At 61.2% G+C, this 16,882-nt stretch carries 11 protein-coding genes; 6 read left to right on the plus strand and 5 right to left on the minus strand.

Going from position 1 to position 16,882, the window contains the following annotated elements; all coding sequences use genetic code 11:
- Positions 1 to 150: 150 nt before the first annotated feature.
- The 5 genes from NK667_RS09445 to NK667_RS09465 form a co-directional block, all read right to left on the minus strand.
- Positions 151 to 2,694 (minus strand): bacteriophage N4 adsorption protein A, encoded by a 2,544-nt coding sequence (locus NK667_RS09445; RefSeq protein ID WP_054614494.1) that lies wholly within the window; start codon positions 2,692 to 2,694, stop codon positions 151 to 153.
- Entirely contained in the window at positions 2,691 to 4,805 is a 2,115-nt protein-coding gene (locus NK667_RS09450; RefSeq protein ID WP_054614495.1) for a glycosyl transferase family protein, read from the minus strand. The genes NK667_RS09445 and NK667_RS09450 overlap by 4 nt, the downstream gene beginning before the upstream one ends.
- 12 nt (positions 4,806 to 4,817) lie before the next feature.
- On the minus strand, positions 4,818 to 7,031 hold the full coding sequence (locus tag NK667_RS09455) for a hypothetical protein (protein ID WP_054614496.1): 2,214 nt from the start codon (positions 7,029 to 7,031) through the stop codon (positions 4,818 to 4,820).
- Between the two features lie 41 nt (positions 7,032 to 7,072).
- Positions 7,073 to 8,311: a non-hydrolyzing UDP-N-acetylglucosamine 2-epimerase gene (wecB, locus tag NK667_RS09460; RefSeq protein WP_083471368.1), complete on the minus strand. Its 1,239-nt coding sequence runs from the start codon at positions 8,309 to 8,311 to the stop codon at positions 7,073 to 7,075.
- 544 nt (positions 8,312 to 8,855) lie between these two features.
- A complete protein-coding gene (locus NK667_RS09465) occupies positions 8,856 to 9,017 on the minus strand; it encodes a hypothetical protein (RefSeq protein ID WP_161807663.1) in 162 nt (53 codons plus the stop codon).
- Here NK667_RS09465 and NK667_RS09470 point away from each other — a divergent pair.
- The 6 genes from NK667_RS09470 to NK667_RS09495 all read left to right on the plus strand — a co-directional run bounded on the left by NK667_RS09470 (position 9,016) and on the right by NK667_RS09495 (position 16,867).
- Entirely contained in the window at positions 9,016 to 10,434 is a 1,419-nt protein-coding gene (locus NK667_RS09470) for an aminotransferase (protein WP_054614498.1), read from the plus strand. The genes NK667_RS09465 and NK667_RS09470 overlap by 2 nt on opposite strands.
- Before the next feature lie 53 nt (positions 10,435 to 10,487).
- The gene (locus tag NK667_RS09475; protein ID WP_152980900.1) at positions 10,488 to 11,327 is read left to right on the plus strand and encodes a helix-turn-helix transcriptional regulator; all 840 of its coding nucleotides are present in this window, start codon (positions 10,488 to 10,490) and stop codon (positions 11,325 to 11,327) included.
- Positions 11,328 to 11,460: 133 nt separating this feature from the next.
- Positions 11,461 to 12,558 (plus strand): polyamine ABC transporter substrate-binding protein, encoded by a 1,098-nt coding sequence (locus NK667_RS09480; protein WP_054614499.1) that lies wholly within the window; start codon positions 11,461 to 11,463, stop codon positions 12,556 to 12,558.
- A 227-nt stretch (positions 12,559 to 12,785) separates the two neighbouring features.
- The gene (locus tag NK667_RS09485) at positions 12,786 to 13,577 is read left to right on the plus strand and encodes an enoyl-CoA hydratase/isomerase family protein (protein ID WP_054614500.1); all 792 of its coding nucleotides are present in this window, start codon (positions 12,786 to 12,788) and stop codon (positions 13,575 to 13,577) included.
- Positions 13,578 to 13,600: 23 nt separating this feature from the next.
- Entirely contained in the window at positions 13,601 to 14,761 is a 1,161-nt protein-coding gene (locus NK667_RS09490) for an acyl-CoA dehydrogenase family protein (protein WP_054050825.1), read from the plus strand.
- Positions 14,762 to 14,779: 18 nt separating this feature from the next.
- Entirely contained in the window at positions 14,780 to 16,867 is a 2,088-nt protein-coding gene (locus NK667_RS09495; protein WP_054614501.1) for an acetate--CoA ligase family protein, read from the plus strand.
- Positions 16,868 to 16,882: the final 15 nt, after the last annotated feature.

A 16,882-nucleotide genomic window follows, 5' to 3' on the forward strand; every position in this document is an offset into this window, starting at 1 on the left:
CCGGCGCTGAGGGTGACGGCGAACAGCAAAGCCGCCGCCGTCGCACGATTGACGGCATAACCGAAGACGTTCACCTCAGAGCCTTCTGGATGTGCTGATGCGCTGCGCCAGAACGCTGCCAACCATCAATTCGAACCTTCATGCAAATCCTCAATAGGAGTAAGTCAGGCGAGCGAACACGCCTTCGGCACGCTCATCGCCCAGCACTTTCACGCGGTATTGCAGGGAAAAATCCACGTAGGAGCGGGGCGCGTTGTAGGCATCCTCGCGGAACCAGTAGCGAACGTTGTTGCCGATCCCGATCCCGCCGGCCTTGCCCGAGGACGAGTCCGAGCGGCCATCGCTATCGGTGCCGCTGTTCATCTTCGAGTCATAGTCGAACGCGGCCACCACATGCGGGAAGCTGACCCAGCGCGAACCGGCGCCGCCGATGGCGTAGCTGCGACCGACCTGCCATTCGCTGTTGAAGTAGTTGCGCGAATCGTTGACGTAATGCCCGGCTTCGGCGAACAACTGCGAGGTCCACCAACTGGAGGCATCCACGCGCAAATCGGTGCCGATGCTGGAACCGTAGCCCAGGCGCAGCAGCCAGTCACCGTCGACGTCCGACGAACCCAGCGGGAAGGTGCGCTCGACGGCGGCCATCACGTTTACCGCAGTGAACGGTTTGACCCTTACACCCACGGCGCCTTGCAGCGCATCGAAACCGGTGTCCGAATCGCCGTTCTTGCTCCACAGCGTGTCGGTGACGCGTCCGTAGAGTTCGACAAAGCGCGCGTTGCGATAACCCAAGGGGCGCCAGGACAGTTCGGTGCTGTTTTGCAGGCTGTCATTGCTGTTGCTGCCACCGCTCGGGGCTGAGCTCAAGCCACTGCTCGAACTGCTGCCGCGATAACTGGTGGTGCTGGTCAACCCGATGGTGCGCGACACATCGGCCACCGCGCGGCGGGTGTCGAAAAGCTGTTGCGGCGACATGTCGAGTTCGCCGCTGTTTTTCGCATCGATCACTCGTTTGAAGTAGCTGACAGCTTGCGCGTCGTCGTTGACCTGCATCGCGTTGTAAGCCGCATCCTGAGTGGCGGCTGGCGTCAATTGATTCCCGGCATCGGCCTTGCGAAACGAGGCGTAGGCGTCGTCATCATTGCCGACCTGAACCGACAGATAAGCCTTTTGCAGGTCAGTCATCGACTCCAGTTCGCCGGTGTCCTGTGCTTGCTGCAGCCGTTCCCGAGCGGTTCGGCGCTGGCCGATGGCGGCATACAGATTCGCCTCCTCGTAAGCGGGCAGGCTGCCGAGGGCCAAGGCTTGGGTGAAGTCCTTGCGAGCACCGGCATCGTCGCCGGTTTGCTGGCGCAGGCGACCGCGTTGGCTCAGCAACTGGGCATCATCGCCATTGGCCGCGAGACCGCTATTGGCCGCCGCAATCGCTTCGGGCAGGCGTTTCTGGTCGGTCAAGGCGCTGACCAGCAATCGGCGATACGCCGGATTGTGCGGTGCCCGTTGGACAGCTTGGTTCGCCAAAAAAGACGCTTTCGCCGGGTCCTTGCGAGCCAGGGCGGTGTAGGCCTGGGCTGCCAGATCGGTACCGCCGTCGCGCTGGTTGCCGGGCCAGATATCGCAGACCAGGCCGAAGGCGCTTTCCTGACAGTTCAGGGCCGGGGCAGGGAAGCGCGCAGCCGTGTTCATGCCTTTGTTTTTCTGGCGCAGCGCGATTCCGGCAGCAAGGCGTCGGCGGACCACTTCGCCGCCTTCATCGGCAACCAAGGGTTGCAGATGATCGAGCGCCTGCTGCGGTTCGCCATGGGCCAGCGCAGTGTCGGCGGCGAAGAAACGAATGTTGCGGGTTTGCGCTTGCGTCAGGCCCTTGATGGCCAGGGCGTGATTCAGGTCTGCCTGTGCCGCCTGGGTTTTGCCTTGGCGATCGAGGGCGTAGCTGCGCAAGATCCACGGCGCAATGTCCTGATCATCCTGGGCCATTGCGGCTGATGCGGCTTGCTCGGCGCCAGGGTAATCCTTGGCGGCGAGCAAAGCGCTGATCAGCAACTGTTGATTGGCGCCGATTCGCGGCGCCCAGGCCACGGCTTTCCTGGCCTGCTCGGTGGCCAGCGGCACATTGCCCGATTCCAGCGCGCGATAACCCTGAACCGCCAACGGCGCGGCCAGTTGACGACGAATCGCCTGGCGACGCATCAGCAACGTATCGTTGCCGGGAAACACCGCCAGTGCCTGATTAGTGGCTTGATCCGCCTCCTGCAACTGCGGCTGACGCTGCAAGGCGTCGATCAGCAGCAAGCGATAATCCAGGCGTTTGGGCGCCTGGGCGATAGCTTTGCGGGCCGACACGGCGGCGGCTTCAAAGTTGTCGCGGTCATACGCCTTGAAGGCCTGGGCGGCCGCGCCGAAACCTGGCGCCTGAGGCGATGGCGAATAGCGTTTCGGATGGTCGCGCAATTCCTTGTCGCGCTGCGCCAGTGCAATCAGCGTATTCAGGCGGGTGATGTCGGCGCGCTGACGCAACGCTTCGCGGGCCTTGGCGATGGCCAGGTCGTAATCTTTGCGTTCGTAGGCGCTGTACGCCTCGTTGGCCGTCACATAGGCCGGACCGGTCAACGGCAGCGGCAGGGTTTCGGCCAGCGCCAGCGCGGGCAGCAGGCCCAGCCCCGTGGCCAGAAGGGTCAGCAAGGGGCGATTCATGCAGGAAGCTCCGCAGGGTAGTGGCTGTGCTGACGTGCCACGGCCTGTTCAATGGTGGCGCGGGGCAGCACGCCGCTGTCGACCAGATAGTCGCCGATGCGTCCGTGAATCTGAGGGCGATAACGCAGCATGGCGCGGCTGAACACCTCGCGATCCAGCAGGCCCATTTCGATCAACAGATCACCCAGCAGCGGCGCGCGGGCGTCCGGCACGGATTGGCCATCACGCACGTTCAGTTGGCGCAGTTGCGCGACGATTTCGCTTTCCCGGGCAATCAATTGCACCGGTTCGCTGCCCAGTTCATCGCTGACCTGTTGCAGACCTTCGTCCGGCAACGGGCTGGCCACGGCGACTTGCGCGCGGCCGTCGGCATTCAGGCCCAGCGGCACCACACGCCAGCGCAGGGCGAATTCATCGTCCAGCGTCTGATTCGAATCCCGCGCCTTGGTGGCCACGTCGAAGACTCGCGGCAGGTCGTTCTGGAACGCGATGGCTTCCGCCAGTGTTTCGTCGTCCAGCCAGCCGTTGCTGAGCAAAATCCGCCCTAACGGCATGTGCCGGGTTTTCTGTTCGGCGAGGGCGCTTTGCAGGTCGGCCTCATTGATTGCCTGCCAGGACAGCAAAACGCTGCCGAGCTTGCGCGGTGCGGCGGCGACCAGGTCGGTGGATGGGAAGTCGTGCATGGTCTTGTCCCACACCAGTTTGCGGTTCATGACCTTGCCGACGATGAACATGCGCCAGGCCCGTGAAGCGGCCATGAAGTTGACGAAGTTGCCCACCACCATGCGCGGGATCGACAGCAAACCATGCTGCCAGCCGTAGAGCACGGTGGTGAAATAACAGCGGTGAGCGATGCGCCAGGCCAGCGCGGCACCGTTGGCCAGCAGCAGGTACTTGATGAAGCCGTTGGTTTCGAACGGCGTCGGGAAACTCACGTCCCACAAGCCGCTGTGGCGCAGGATGATCAGGCCCAGCAACTGCGCCAGAATCACGTAGGCGATGATGCTGACGAACGCCGTGACCACGCCTTTGCGGTCACGAAACAGCAAATAACGATTGGCCAGCGAACCGTTCCAGCCCATTTGCTCCCAGCCTTGCAGGCCGATGCCGAGCGTCCAGCGTGCTTTCTGGCGGAACGCGGTGCGGAAGGTGTCGGGAAAGAATTCGCGCACGCACAACGGCATCCGCAAGGTCGATTCGTAAGGCTTGCGAAACCAGGATTTGCGCAGCACCCGAAACTGCACCGGGAAGCGCACAAAGATCGCATTCATGCCGACTTTGGCCAAGCGCGCACCGACGTCGTAGTCCTCGGTGAGGCTGTCGGTGTTGAACGGCTGGTTCTGGGTTTCCCCGGCCAGCACGCGCAACGCACGATGGGAAAAGCAGGTGCCGACCCCGGCCGACGGCACGGTATCGGTCATGCTTTCGCGCACCACCAGATCCTTGCCATGCCATTCGGCGAACTCGTCCATGTAGGTGCCGGCGACCCATTCGTACCAGTTGCGCTCCAGCGAAACCACGGGCAACTGGATCATGTCCTTGCGCGGCAGCAAGTAGTTGAACAGGCGCAATTCCAGCGGGTGCAGCACGTCTTCGCTGTCGTGCAACACCACGCCGGCGAAGGTCATGCCGTGGGTTTGCTCGTGCAGGAAAATCGCCTGGATCACCCAGTTCAGACAGTCGGCCTTGCAGGTCGGCCCGGCATGCGGGACTTCCACGCGGTGCAACTGCTTGTAGCGCCGGCGCATGCGTTCCACTTCATCGATGGTGCGCTGGTCGTTGATGTAGGTGCCGACGAAGACCACGTAGTTCTGGTAATCCAGGGTCGACACCATGTTCTCGATCATCGGCGCGATGACGTCGTATTCCAGCCAGGCCGGGACCATGATCGCCAGGGGCTGTTCGTCCCGGGCCATCAGTTGCTCGGCGGTCAGCGGCCGGTATTTACGGCCCACGGTGAACTTGCGAAACAGGCGGCGAGACCAGTACCACAGGTCAATGAACAGATCGTCCAGGCTGGAGATCAGGATCAGCACGGCGACCACGATGGTCGCGATCTCCAGGAAGCTGTAGTAGTGGGCCAGCCAGTAGGGCCAATAAAGCGACGTCATCGAAGGGTTCCGTTACTGGCGATTGCGACGGGCGTTACGGCCGGCCAGCAACAGGATGAGAACCAACAGAATGCCGCCCGGAATCAGCCACAACAGCGAAGGCGTGCGCCAGGCGTCGAGGCCTTTCGGTTCTTCGTTGTCGATCAATTGGCTGCCGCTTGGGTCCTGGGTGTTGAAGGTGGTCAGCGCACCGTCGTCACCGAGGATGGCCACATCGCCACGGCTCAGCAGAATCGGTTTGGCGAAACGTGGCGCATCGGCGCCCAGGGTGCGATAGACCAGACCGTGCTGGCCGCCGGCATCCACTGCTTGCAGCGAGGCCAGATGGTTGAGCGGATGCACGTCGAGCAGCACCTGATCCTTGTGGTTGATGCGCAAGCGACCCTGCTCATCGACCTGCACCGATTCCTTGCTGTCCTTGACCGGCAACTCGAAGGCGAGGAAGGCTTTGTCCGGGGTGACCGAGGCTTTCGGGTCGTTGCTGACTTTCAGCTGTGCGCGCAACGGCGAGACACCGGCGGCGTCCGCGACCGAAATCACTTGCCCGAGGCTGCTCGCCGGGTGCTCGAGATAGGCCTGCGGCAAGAGGATTTGCGTGTCCATGGCAAAGCGCGCGGCCATGCCGGAGAAGTCGTCATCCAGTGCGGTTTTTTCCAGCACGATGTGGCTGGTCGGCAGCACAGAGACCGGGAACGCTTGCGGCGTTTCCAGGCAACGATCACTGACCGGTTGGCGCTGGAACGACACGCGCAGCACGTTGGTCGCGCCCACGGCGTAACGCGGGATACGTGCTTCGATGCGTTGCTTCTCGCCGTCGGCCACCAGCTGTTGCGCGCCAATCAGGTAATCGTTAAGAAACAGCGAAGCCACTGGCGCAGTATCGGAGGCACCCGGTGCGGCGGACACATCGATCACCGCTTTTACCGGCAGGCGACCGTCATAGGCCACGCTGCCCAACGGGAACGAAGTGCTCCAGTCGGATTTCGCCAGCACGTCGATGGCGCCAGTGTTGCCGCCAAGGCGCGACAAGGCCACACGGCCGTCGGCGCTCAATGGCAACTGGGCTTCGCTGACCGTCAGATCACGGCTGCGGGCCAGTTTGTTCCAGGCCGAGCTGAACAAGGCCAATGCCTTGCCGGTCGCTTGCGGCGCGATCATCAAGACCGGACGGGTGCCCAGCAGGCTCAGGCGCACAGTGTCCGTACCGCCGACCGCCAGGCCGGCATTGATATGCCGTTCGCGCCATTGCGTGAAAGCGGCGGCGGCCGTGGCGTCGAGGCCTTGAATCTGGCTCTGCAAGGCATCCAGGGATTCGTTAACCGCTTTGACCAGTTGCGGGTCGTTGATCGCCAGGTCGGCCTGGACGTTCGGGGTTTGGCCCAGCATCAACAGCGCGCCGATTTGTGCCGGGTTCGCCAACACCTGCGGGCCCTTGCCGTTGAGGCTGGCGAACGCAGGAATGGCCAGCAGCTCAGCCGGGATGCGCAGGTTGCTCAGGTCAACACTGTCTTGCAGCGCCGGGAAGGGCTGGATGCGGCTGTGTTTGCCGATGCGTTCCAGCGCCACGCCGAGGCGCCAGGCCGCGTCGTAGCTCTCAGCCGACAAGGTGCCCGGCGCGACCATGATCCCGGGCTGGCCCGGCAATGCGGTCCAGGCGGCGCCGACGTTCTGCAACTGGCTGGCGTCGTAGCTGTAGGTGAGGCGGGTGTCCGGTTCGATACGCAAGACGTTGCCGATGGCGCGTTGGTCTTCGCACAACACACGCGATACCACCGACGACCAGGCAATGCCCAGGCGCACCGAGCCGCTGTCCCGGGCTTTCTTGTCCACGCCCAAGGTGGCGCTGGCGTCGCCCTGAGGCTCGCTGAGCCCCTCGGCGCGCACCGGATAACCGTCCAGCGACAGCAGCAAGGTGTTGCGACCGCCCTCGCCATTGAGGTAGCTGGCGTTGAAATTCAGCGTGGCATCGGTCAGCGGCACACCGGCCGGTACCGGCAGATACAGTTCGCGTCGGGCATCGGTGGAACCGAGGATGATCGGTGCGTCGATCCCCAGATCGCTCAAGCGGATCTCACGCTCCTGCCGGGTATCGGCATTGAGTCGATTGATCGCCTGGGTGAGCGGGTTGTCCGCGGCCAAGGCAAAGGTCGGCATGAGCGCGAGCAGGCTCACGCCACAGGCAAGGGCGCTGAACGCACCCGTATGGATGGCAACGGAAGGCTTCATTCAGGTAGATCTCGAGCTGATAAGGGGGAATACGGTTCGGTTTATTGAGAGGTGAAAGCCGGTTGTCTTTTTTCGGTCACAGACACCGTCGACGGGTAATGCAGAAACTTGGGCAATGGCAGTCGCGCCACGAGGAATTCATCGACCGGACGACCCATGAGTGCATCGACGATGCGTGCACTGGCCTGGCCGTCGCCATACGGGTTGGCCGCCTGGGAACAACGACGCCACAGCAGGTCGTCATCGAACAGCGCGTTGACCCCGGCGATGATCGAGTCCGGCGCGGTACCGACCAGGCGCACAGTGCCCGCCGCGACCGCTTCCGGGCGCTCGGTGACATCGCGCATCACCAACACCGGTTTGCCCAGGGACGGCGCTTCTTCCTGCACGCCACCGGAGTCGGTGAGGATCACATGAGCCCGCTGCATCAGGCGCACAAACGCCAGGTAGTCCAGCGGCTTGATCAAGTGCACGTTGGGCAGACCGCCCAGTTGCTCGGTGACCGGGCCGATGACATTCGGGTTCAAGTGCACCGGGTAGACGATCTGGATGTCCGCGCGTTGCGCCAGATGGCTCAGGGCCTTGCAGATGTCGAGGAAGCCTTCGCCGAAGTTTTCCCGACGATGCCCTGTCACCAGCAGCACCTTGCGATCGGCTCGCAGAAACGAGAATTGGCGGTCCAGGCTGGCGCGCAAATCAGCGTCCTGCTCGATGCGCCGGGCGGTCATTTGCAGCGCGTCGATCACCGTGTTGCCGGTGACGAAGGTGCGACCCTGCAGGCGTTCGTCGAGCAGGTTCTGCCGCGATTCATCGGTCGGCGCGAACAGCATGTCCGCACCGAGGTCGATGCAGCGCCGGTTCATTTCTTCCGGCCACGGGCTGTAGATATCTCCGGTGCGCAGCCCGGCTTCGACATGGCCGACCGGGATGCGCCGATGGAACGAGGCCATTGCGGCGACCATGGCCGAGGTGGTGTCGCCATGCACCAGCACACGGTCCGGGCAGGTCTGTTCCAGCACCGGATCAATCGCCGCGTAGAGCGCCGCCGTCAGCGAGTTGAGCGTCTGGTGCGGCGTCATCACATCAAGGGTGTAATCGGCCTGGAGGTCAAACAGATCCAGCACCTGCTTAAGCATGCTTTGATGTTGGCCCGTGATGCAGATCTGCGAATGAATGCCAGGTTCTGCAGCAAGGGCTTTGACCAAAGGCGCCATCTTGATGGCTTCTGGGCGGGTACCGAAGATCGAAAGGATTTTAATCCTTGGATGATGACGAGCGATGAGAGGCCTTCCTTGCGCAGTTTTAGTGCGCAGCACAAGAGCAGACCCAAGTTTTTGTTTAACTTGAGCGAGCTGGTGTTATTGGATTTTAGTTAAAGCCGGGAGGGCATCAGCGTGATGGCTGATGTTCACTTCATGTGAGAGGGGTGTATCGCCTGGAACCCGGAAGCGGCCGGATTATTAGCATTGAAGATAGGATTGTTAAAGCGTTATATGCGCTTTTTTATTAAATAAATAAGATTGAAACTTTCATGTTTGAGGTCGGTCTTTTGTTGTTTTGTGTAATTCGTGGAGAATCATTTTTAGTTGTGATTTAACTTTTAAAGTATTGTTTTTAAAGGATTATTTTTAATGTGTGTCCGTTCGTCAGTGCGCGTGAATTATTTGTTTAGTCTGGTGGTCGCGATTTTTAAGTTGGGCGATTGGATTTGTCGCTCAGTCACTTAAATGGCGCCTGAATGTTGTCACTCTACTACAACGAGCGGTCCGTAGTAGTAAGTTTGTTGCAATTGATCTGTTGTGCGTATTTGCAGTGTAGAAGAGTTTAGTTGTAATAGTTGAACTTTTCCAAAGTGCGCAATTCACCGTTGGCAAAAAAAACAGAATTACCTGCAATGGAAACAGCACCTACCCATTTGGAGTATGGCGCCGCCAGGCAATCGGCTGAATGATCGGCATCACAACTATTCGAGAGGGATGCGTTCATGCCGATTTCAAAACCAGCCGTTTTGACCCCTGCCGAGCAGGCCAATCTGACCCGTGCGGACAAGGCGCATTACATGCACGGCTACCACGTGTTCGATGACCACGCGGAGCAGGGCGCGCTGAACATTGTGGCCGGTGAAGGCGCTTACATCTACGACGCCGACGGCAACCGATTCCTCGATGCAGTGGGCGGCATGTGGTGCACCAATATCGGCCTGGGTCGTGAAGAAATGGCTGACGCCATCGCTGACCAGGTGCGTCAATTGGCCTATTCGAATCCCTTCTCCGACATGGCGAATAGCGTCGCCATCCGCTTGTGCGAGAAACTTGCGAGCCTGGCGCCGGGGGATCTGGATCATGTGTTCCTGACCACCGGCGGTTCGACGGCGGTGGACACCAGCTACCGGTTGATTCAGTACTATCAGAACTGCCGGGGCAAACCCGAGAAAAAGCATGTAATCGCCCGGCATGGCGCCTATCACGGCTCCACTTGCCTGACGATGTCGATTGGCAACAAGGCCGCGGACCGGGTCCCGGAGTTCGATTATGCCCACGATAAAATCCATCACGTTTCCAGCCCCAATCCTTACCGGGCTCCGGAGGGCATGGATGAAGCGCAACTGCTGGAGTTCCTGATCGGCGAGTTCGAAGACAAGATCCTGAGCATCGGTGCGGACAAGGTTGCCGCGTTCTACGCCGAGCCGATCATGGGCTCGGGCGGCGTGATCATTCCACCAGAAGGTTATCTGCGGCGGATGTGGGAGGTGTGCCAGAAGTACGACATTCTGTTTGTCGCGGATGAAGTGGTGACGTCCTTCGGGCGCCTGGGCAAGTTCTTTTCCTCCCTCGATGTGTTCGGTGTGCAACCCGACATCATCACCACCGCCAAAGGCCTGACTTCTGCTTATCTGCCGCTGGGCGCCTGCATCTTTTCCCAACGCATCTGGGACGTGATCAGCGAGCCGGGCCAGGGGCGCTGTTTCACCCACGGCTTTACCTACAGCGGTCATCCGGTGTGCTGCACGGCGGCGCTGAAGAACATCGAAATCATCGAGCGGGAGAACCTGCTGGCGCATGTGGATGATGTGGGCGCGTACTTTGAGCAGCGCCTGAAGACCCTGGAAGGCTTGCCGCTGGTGGGGGACGTGCGCTGCAAGAAATTGATGGCTTGCGTTGAATTCGTCGAAGACAAACGCACGAAAAAGCTGTTTCCGGAGGCGTTGAACATCGGCGAGAAAATCCATCTGCGCGCCCAGTACAAAGGCTTGCTGGTGCGGCCGATCGTGCACCTCAATGTGATGTCGCCGCCGCTGACGATCAGCCATGCGCAGGTCGATGAGATCGTCGAGACGCTGCGCGAATGCATCCTCGAAGTCGCCGTTGAGCTGCAATGCAGCGGTGATTACGCCGGGCAATGAGCCGGCGTTTCGCACCTTTGCGCGGGGAGGGGGCAATCGCTAGACTGGCCGGCATGAACTCATCGGCCCCCCCTCATTCGATCACCCTGGCACTGCATGCGCTGCACCAATGGCATGTGGAACTCGAGCGCGCGTTCCAGCATGGCGCCGAGCCCGATGCGCTGCGGCATTTGGTGGTGGCGCTGACGGCGCTGGCGCCGGTCGAGTCGGTGATGATCAGCCTGGAGCGCAAGGACTGTCCGCCCAGGTTGCTGTATCAGCAAGGCATTCCCGAGCAGCACCTGGACGCGATCCTCAATCGCTACTTCTCGGTGGGCTACTTGCTCGATCCTTTCTGCCTGGCGGTGGACAGTGGCCTGGCCCAAGGCTTTTATTCGCTGGCCGAAATCGCCCCAGATGACTTTTTCGACAGCGATTACTACAAGACCTATTACCTGAACCTGGGCTGCACCGAAGACAGCTATTACATCGTCAACCTGGACGACCACAGCAAGATTTCCGTCAGTCTGTTCCAGGGCATGGGCGCCAGCAGCTTGAGCGCCGACCAACTAGATGTGCTGCGGGCCGTCGAGCCGATGGTGCGGTTGTTCATCCGCCGGTGCGGCTACATTGACCAGCAGCGCGATTCAATCATGACGCCAGCGGCGTCGACGGCAGTCAATCAGCGCATCCAGGTGGCGATGGCGCAGTTCGGCTGTGACGTGCTGACCGAGCGCGAACGCGAGAGTGCGCACATGGTCTTGCGCGGGCACTCGATCAAATCCGCCGCTCGGGAAATGGGCATCTCCCCCGAGACCGTGCGCATGCACCGGAAAAACCTGTATTTGAAGCTGGGCATCAACTCGCAGTCGGAGTTGTTTGCGCTGTTTATCGAGTGGTTGCAGAAAGCTTAGAGCGGCATCGCAACCCATCCTGTCGACCCAAAAAGTGCACCTACCCATTTGGAGTATGGTGCCGCCCCCGCAATGGCTAAATAGTAAAGGCGCACGCTTCCTTCAGAAGAAAAACACCAAAAGGTGAATAGAAATGCGAACTGCGCTAGCCATCCTTTCCAGTCTGTTGCTTTTCCCTGTGTGCTCGGTGACTCATGCGGCGGAGGCGGATGACACGCTGCGCATCTACAACTGGTCGGACTACATCGGTGAACACACCCTGGCGAATTTCCAGAAGGCCACCGGGATCAAAGTCATCTACGACACTTTTGATGGTTACGAAACAGTCCAGGCCAAACTGCTGACCGGCCACTCCGGTTATGACCTGGTGATGCTCAACGCGTCGCTGGTTCCGCCGTTGATCAAGGCAAACGTGTTCCAGCCGCTGGACAAGAAGCAGTTGCCGAGCTGGAGCAACCTGAACCCGGAGATTGTGCAGAAGTTGCAGGCTTACGACCCGGGGCTTATCTATTCGGCGCCTTACACCTGGGGCAGTAACGGGGTGACCTACAACGTCGACATGATCAAGGAACGGATGCCAGATGCGCCGATCGGTTCACTGGCGATGCTGTTCGATCCGAAAGTGGTTTCGCGCTTCGCCGATTGCGGCGTGACAATGCTCGATGCTCCCACCGAAGTGCTTCCGCTGGTCCTGCAATACCTTGGCCGCGACCCGCAAAGTGCTTCCGCCGAAGACCTCAAGGCCGCGCAGGACGTGCTGTTGGCGGTCCGCCCGTACATCAAGAAGTTTGATTCGGTGAGTTACCTCAACAGTTTGCCCAACGGCGACACTTGCCTGGCGATGACATGGTCGGGTGACGCCGCCACCGCACAGGCGCGGGCGAAAGAAGCGGGGCTCAAGACCAACTTGTCGTATTTCGTGCCCAAGGAAGGTTCGCTGATCTGGTTCGACGACCTGTACATCCCGAAAGATTCGACGCATGCCGCGAATGCGCACAAGTTCATCGAGTTCCTGTTGCAGCCGCAGAACATGGCCGACGTCACTAACTTGATTCACTACGCCAACAGCAACTCGGCGGCGACCGCGTTAGTCGATGCCGATGTGCTGGCCACGGCGGCGATCTACCCGGATGACGCGACACGCCAGCGCCTGTTCACGCAAAAGACCCACGACGCCCAAGGCATGCGGGCCATGACCCGGGTGTGGAACAACGTGAAGACCGGCAAGTAAGACCGGCGCGCTACCGATGGATTAGGTAGGGAGTTGTTCGAAGATGTAACAACTTCCACCCGTCTCCCTCTCGGTTCGTGAAAAACCAGAAATTAATCAATGAATTAAGTCCTGTAACGCATGTTACAGGGACTTTTGGCACGGGATTGCCGCCTTACTGAACACTTGTTTAGTATCGGCAGCAATTCAACTCCCGCAACTCAAAAACAATAAGACGAGGGCCGTTCATGACTTCTCATTCGACACTGCTGAGCCGGGTAGAAAACGGCATCGCCTGGGTCACGCTCAATCGCCCGGAACAGCGCAACGCGTTGGACATTCCGACCCTGAAGGCCTTGATCAACCTGCTCGACGAGCACGATGCCAACCCTGACGTCCGGGTGCTGGTGTTGACGGGTTCCGGCAAAGGCTTTTGCGCGGGCGCCGATGTGGCCGAATGGGCCGATGCGGAAAGCCGCGGCATCCTCGAAACCTACGGCTGGACCGAAACCGCCCACACCTTGATGAACCGCCTGCACGGTTTCAGCAAACCGAGCATCGCCGCCATTAACGGCATCGCGGTCGGAGCCGGGATGGATTTGACCCTGACATGCGATTTTCGCCTGGCCGCCCAATCCGCGCGGTTCAAGGCCGGCTACACCAGCCTGGCCTATTCGCCGGATGCGGGCGCGAGTTGGCACCTGCCACGCCTGATCGGCGCCGAACAGGCCAAGCGCCTGCTGTTCCTCGATGAAATCTGGAGTGCCGATCGCGCATTGGCTACCGGTTTGGTCAGTGAAATCTGCGCCGATGAGCAGTTGCTGGACAGCGCCGCCGAGCTCGCAACGCGCCTGGCCAACGGCCCGACCTTCGCCTTCAAGCAGACCAAAGTGCTGATCCGCGACGGCGCCCAACGCAGCCTCGCCGAACAGCTTGAGGCCGAGCAGGCCGCCGGTTTGCTCTGCGGTCGCAGCCATGACGGCGCCGAAGCCCTCAAGGCTGCCGTGGAAAAACGCACCCCTCACTTTATCGGCCGCTAATCCAACAGCAGGGACGTACAGCCATGAATTTCCAACTGACTCAAGAGCAGGACATGCTGGTGGAAGCGGTGCGGCGTTTTGTCGAGAAAGAGCTGCTGCCCCACGAAGAAACCGTCGACCGCGCCGATGCCGTGCCGCCGGAACTGGCCGCGCAGATTCGCGCCAAGGCAATCGCCGCAGGTTTCTACGCCTTCAACATGCCGGAAGAGGTCGGCGGTGGCGGCCTCGATTACCTGTCCCAGGCGCTGGTCGAGCGTGAGCTGTCGAAGGTGTCGTGGGCGCTGCATGTGTTCGTCGCGCGTCCGTCGAAAATCCTCATGGCTTGCACCGGCGCGCAGGTCGAGGACTATCTGTTGCCCTGCGTGCGCGGCGAGAAGGTCGACTGTTTTGCCCTGACCGAACCGGGCGCCGGCTCCGACGCCAACGCGATCAAGACCCGCGCCGTGCGGGATGGCGATGACTTCGTGATCAACGGCAGCAAGCATTTCATCAGCCACGCCGGCCATGCCGATTTCGCGATTGTGTTCGCGGTCACCGACACCTATGAGCACAACGGCCGCCAGCGCAACGCCGTGACGTCGTTCCTGGTGGATCGCGACACACCGGGGATGACCATCCGCCGTGGCCCGAAATGCGTGAGCAATCGCGGTTATCACACCAGCGAGATCTTCTTCGACGACTGCCGCGTGCCGGCCTCCAAGGTGCTGGGTGAAGTCGGCAAAGGTTGGGAGGTTGCCAACGCCTGGTTGACTGCGGGCCGGGTGATGGTGGCGGCCAACTGTGTCGGTCAGGCCCAGCGTGCGCTGGACGTGGCGCTGCAATGGGCGGCGGACCGCAAACAATTCGGCCACGCCATTGGCACCTACCAGGGCATCTCGTTCAAGTTGGCGGACATGGCCACCGAAATCCGCGCCGCCGAACTGCTGGCGCTGCATGCCGCCTGGAAAATGGACCAGGGCACCATGACCGACGGCGAGGCCGGCATGGCCAAGCTGTTCGCCAGCGAAGTATTGGGCCGCGCGGCCGATGAGGCGGTGCAGATTTTTGGCGGCATGGGCCTGATGGACGAAGGGCCGGTGGAGCGCATCTGGCGCAACGCGCGGATCGAGCGGATCTGGGAAGGCACGTCGGAGATCCAGCGCCACATCATTTCCCGCGAACTGCTGCGGCCATTGCTGCGTTGATCGGTCGAGGAGAATCCCATGTCAATCAGAGACAATCTCAAGCGCATGCTGGCGCCGCAGCATTTGGCGTTCGTCGGCGGGCGCAGCATGGCGCGGGCGTTCAAACGCTGCGCCGATGGTGGTTTCCAGGGCCAGATGTGGTTGGTCAATCCGCAGCACGAGAGCCTGGAGGGCATTCCTTGCGTGGCATCGGTTGCGGATTTGCCGTGCGGGCCGGATGCGGTGTTTATCGCGACCAATCGCGAACTGACGTTGAACTGCGTCGCCGAACTGGCGCTCAAGGGCGCCGGCGGAGCGATCTGCTATGCGTCCGGCTTCGCTGAAACCGGCGAGGAAGGCCAAGCCCTGCAAGCGCAACTGTTGCAAGCTGCCGGCGACATGGCGCTGCTCGGGCCGAATTGCTACGGCTTGCTCGACTATCTGCACAGCGCCGCGTTGTGGCCGGTGGCCCATGGCGGCAAAGCGGTGGAGAGGGGCGTCGCGGTGCTGACCCAGAGCGGCAATTTCGCTTACAACCTGAGCATGAGCGATCGCTCGCTGCCGTTGGCCTACATGGCCTCGGTGGGCAATCAGGCGCAGTTGGGCGTGGCGGAATTGATGGACGTGCTGCTCGACGAGCCGCGTGTGACAGCCATCGGTCTGCACCTCGAAGGGCTGAAGAACGTTCCCGGTTTTGCCCGCGCCGCACACAAGGCGCTGGAGAAGGGGATTCCGGTGATCGCCCTGAAAACCGGCGTGTCGCAGATCGGCGCGGAGCTGGCGTTGAGTCACACCAGTTCCCTGGCCGGTTCGGATGCGCTTTACGACAGCCTGTTCGAGCGTCTCGGGGTGATCCGGGTCAGCGGGCCGGTGAGTTTTGTCGAAACCCTCAAGGCTGCGGCCTGCGGTCGTCTGCCGGCGGGTCCGAGTCTCGCGGCGCTGGCCTGTTCCGGTGGCGACGCAGGATTTATCGCCGACTACGCCGAACGCAACGGCCTAACCCTGCCAAAATTTGACGACTGCCAACGCGCGGATCTGGCGCAGGTGTTGCCGAGCTACGCCAACCTGGTCAATCCGCTGGACTTCACTACGGCGATCTGGGGCGACCGCGACGCGCTGGAAAACATGCTCGAGAGCGTTTTGCGCACGCCGGCTGATGCGGCATTGCTGGTGCTGGATTACCCGGCCGAATCCACCGGTGAACGCAAGGAATGCGACTTGCTGCTGGAGTTGTTTTGCGAGTTGCTGGAGCGGCATGGCAAGACCGGTGTGGTGACATCGGCGTTCCCCGAATTGCTCCCGGCCAGTGCCCGCGATCGGCTGCATGCCCGTGGCGTTGCTGCGCTGCAAGGGATTGAAGATGGTTTGGCGGCGTGGGGGCGGATCGCCCAGTACCAGACGCGCCGCCGGGTGTTGCTGGCCAAGGGTGAATCGGTGCTGGCGCCGATCTGTCCGGCTGCGTTGGTTTCTGAAGGGCAGTTGCTGGATGAGTGGCAATCCAAACAGGCATTGCGTCCGTTTGGCCTGCCCTTGCCGGAGGCGCGGCTGTGCCGTCCCGAACAGGCGCTGGAGGAGGCCGAGCACCTTGGTTATCCGTTGGTGCTCAAAGTGGTCAGCGCCGATCTCCCGCACAAAACCGAGGCCGGTGGAGTTGCTCTCAACCTTAAAGACCCGGCGGCGTTGCAATCAGCGCTGGAAAGCATGCGCGGCAATCTCGCAAAACATGCGCCGGGACTGTTGTTCGATCAGGTGCTGCTCGAACGTATGGCGTCGCCGCCCTTGTCTGAGTTGATCGTCGGGATCAAACGCGAAACAGGTTTCGGCCTGGCGCTGGTGATTGGGGCGGGCGGCATTCTGGTCGAGCTGCTCAAGGACAGTCGCAGCCTGTTGCTGCCGACCACCGACCAAGCCATCCACGACGCGCTGCTGAGCCTGCGCTGTGCGCCGTTGCTCACCGGGTTTCGCGGTGGGCCGGCGGTGGACTTGCCGGCGTTGGTCCGTGCGATTCGTGCCGTGGCGGATTACGCCGGCGAAAACGCCGAGCGCTTGCTGGAACTGGATGTGAACCCTTTATTGGTCAATGCCCAAGGCGCGGTGGCGGTGGATGCACTGATCCGCCTGGCCTGAACACTGACTGCATCA

Source organism: Pseudomonas nunensis (genome assembly GCF_024296925.1).
In the GTDB taxonomy this organism is placed as follows: Bacteria; Pseudomonadota; Gammaproteobacteria; order Pseudomonadales; family Pseudomonadaceae; genus Aquipseudomonas; species Aquipseudomonas nunensis.

Excerpts from the sequence above, each read along its gene's own strand:
- NK667_RS09470 (WP_054614498.1), top strand. The coding sequence starts at position 9,016 with ATGCCGATTTCAAAACCAGCCGTTTTGACCCCTGCCGAGCAGGCCAAT.
- NK667_RS09485 (WP_054614500.1), top strand. The coding sequence starts at position 12,786 with ATGACTTCTCATTCGACACTGCTGAGCCGGGTAGAAAACGGCATCGCC.
- NK667_RS09490 (WP_054050825.1), top strand. The coding sequence starts at position 13,601 with ATGAATTTCCAACTGACTCAAGAGCAGGACATGCTGGTGGAAGCGGTG.
- NK667_RS09450 (WP_054614495.1), bottom strand. The coding sequence starts at position 4,805 with ATGACGTCGCTTTATTGGCCCTACTGGCTGGCCCACTACTACAGCTTC.
- NK667_RS09475 (WP_152980900.1), top strand. The coding sequence starts at position 10,488 with ATGAACTCATCGGCCCCCCCTCATTCGATCACCCTGGCACTGCATGCG.
- NK667_RS09455 (WP_054614496.1), bottom strand. The coding sequence starts at position 7,031 with ATGAAGCCTTCCGTTGCCATCCATACGGGTGCGTTCAGCGCCCTTGCC.
- NK667_RS09495 (WP_054614501.1), top strand. The coding sequence starts at position 14,780 with ATGTCAATCAGAGACAATCTCAAGCGCATGCTGGCGCCGCAGCATTTG.
- NK667_RS09445 (WP_054614494.1), bottom strand. The coding sequence starts at position 2,694 with ATGAATCGCCCCTTGCTGACCCTTCTGGCCACGGGGCTGGGCCTGCTG.
- NK667_RS09465 (WP_161807663.1), bottom strand. The coding sequence starts at position 9,017 with ATGAACGCATCCCTCTCGAATAGTTGTGATGCCGATCATTCAGCCGAT.
- NK667_RS09480 (WP_054614499.1), top strand. The coding sequence starts at position 11,461 with ATGCGAACTGCGCTAGCCATCCTTTCCAGTCTGTTGCTTTTCCCTGTG.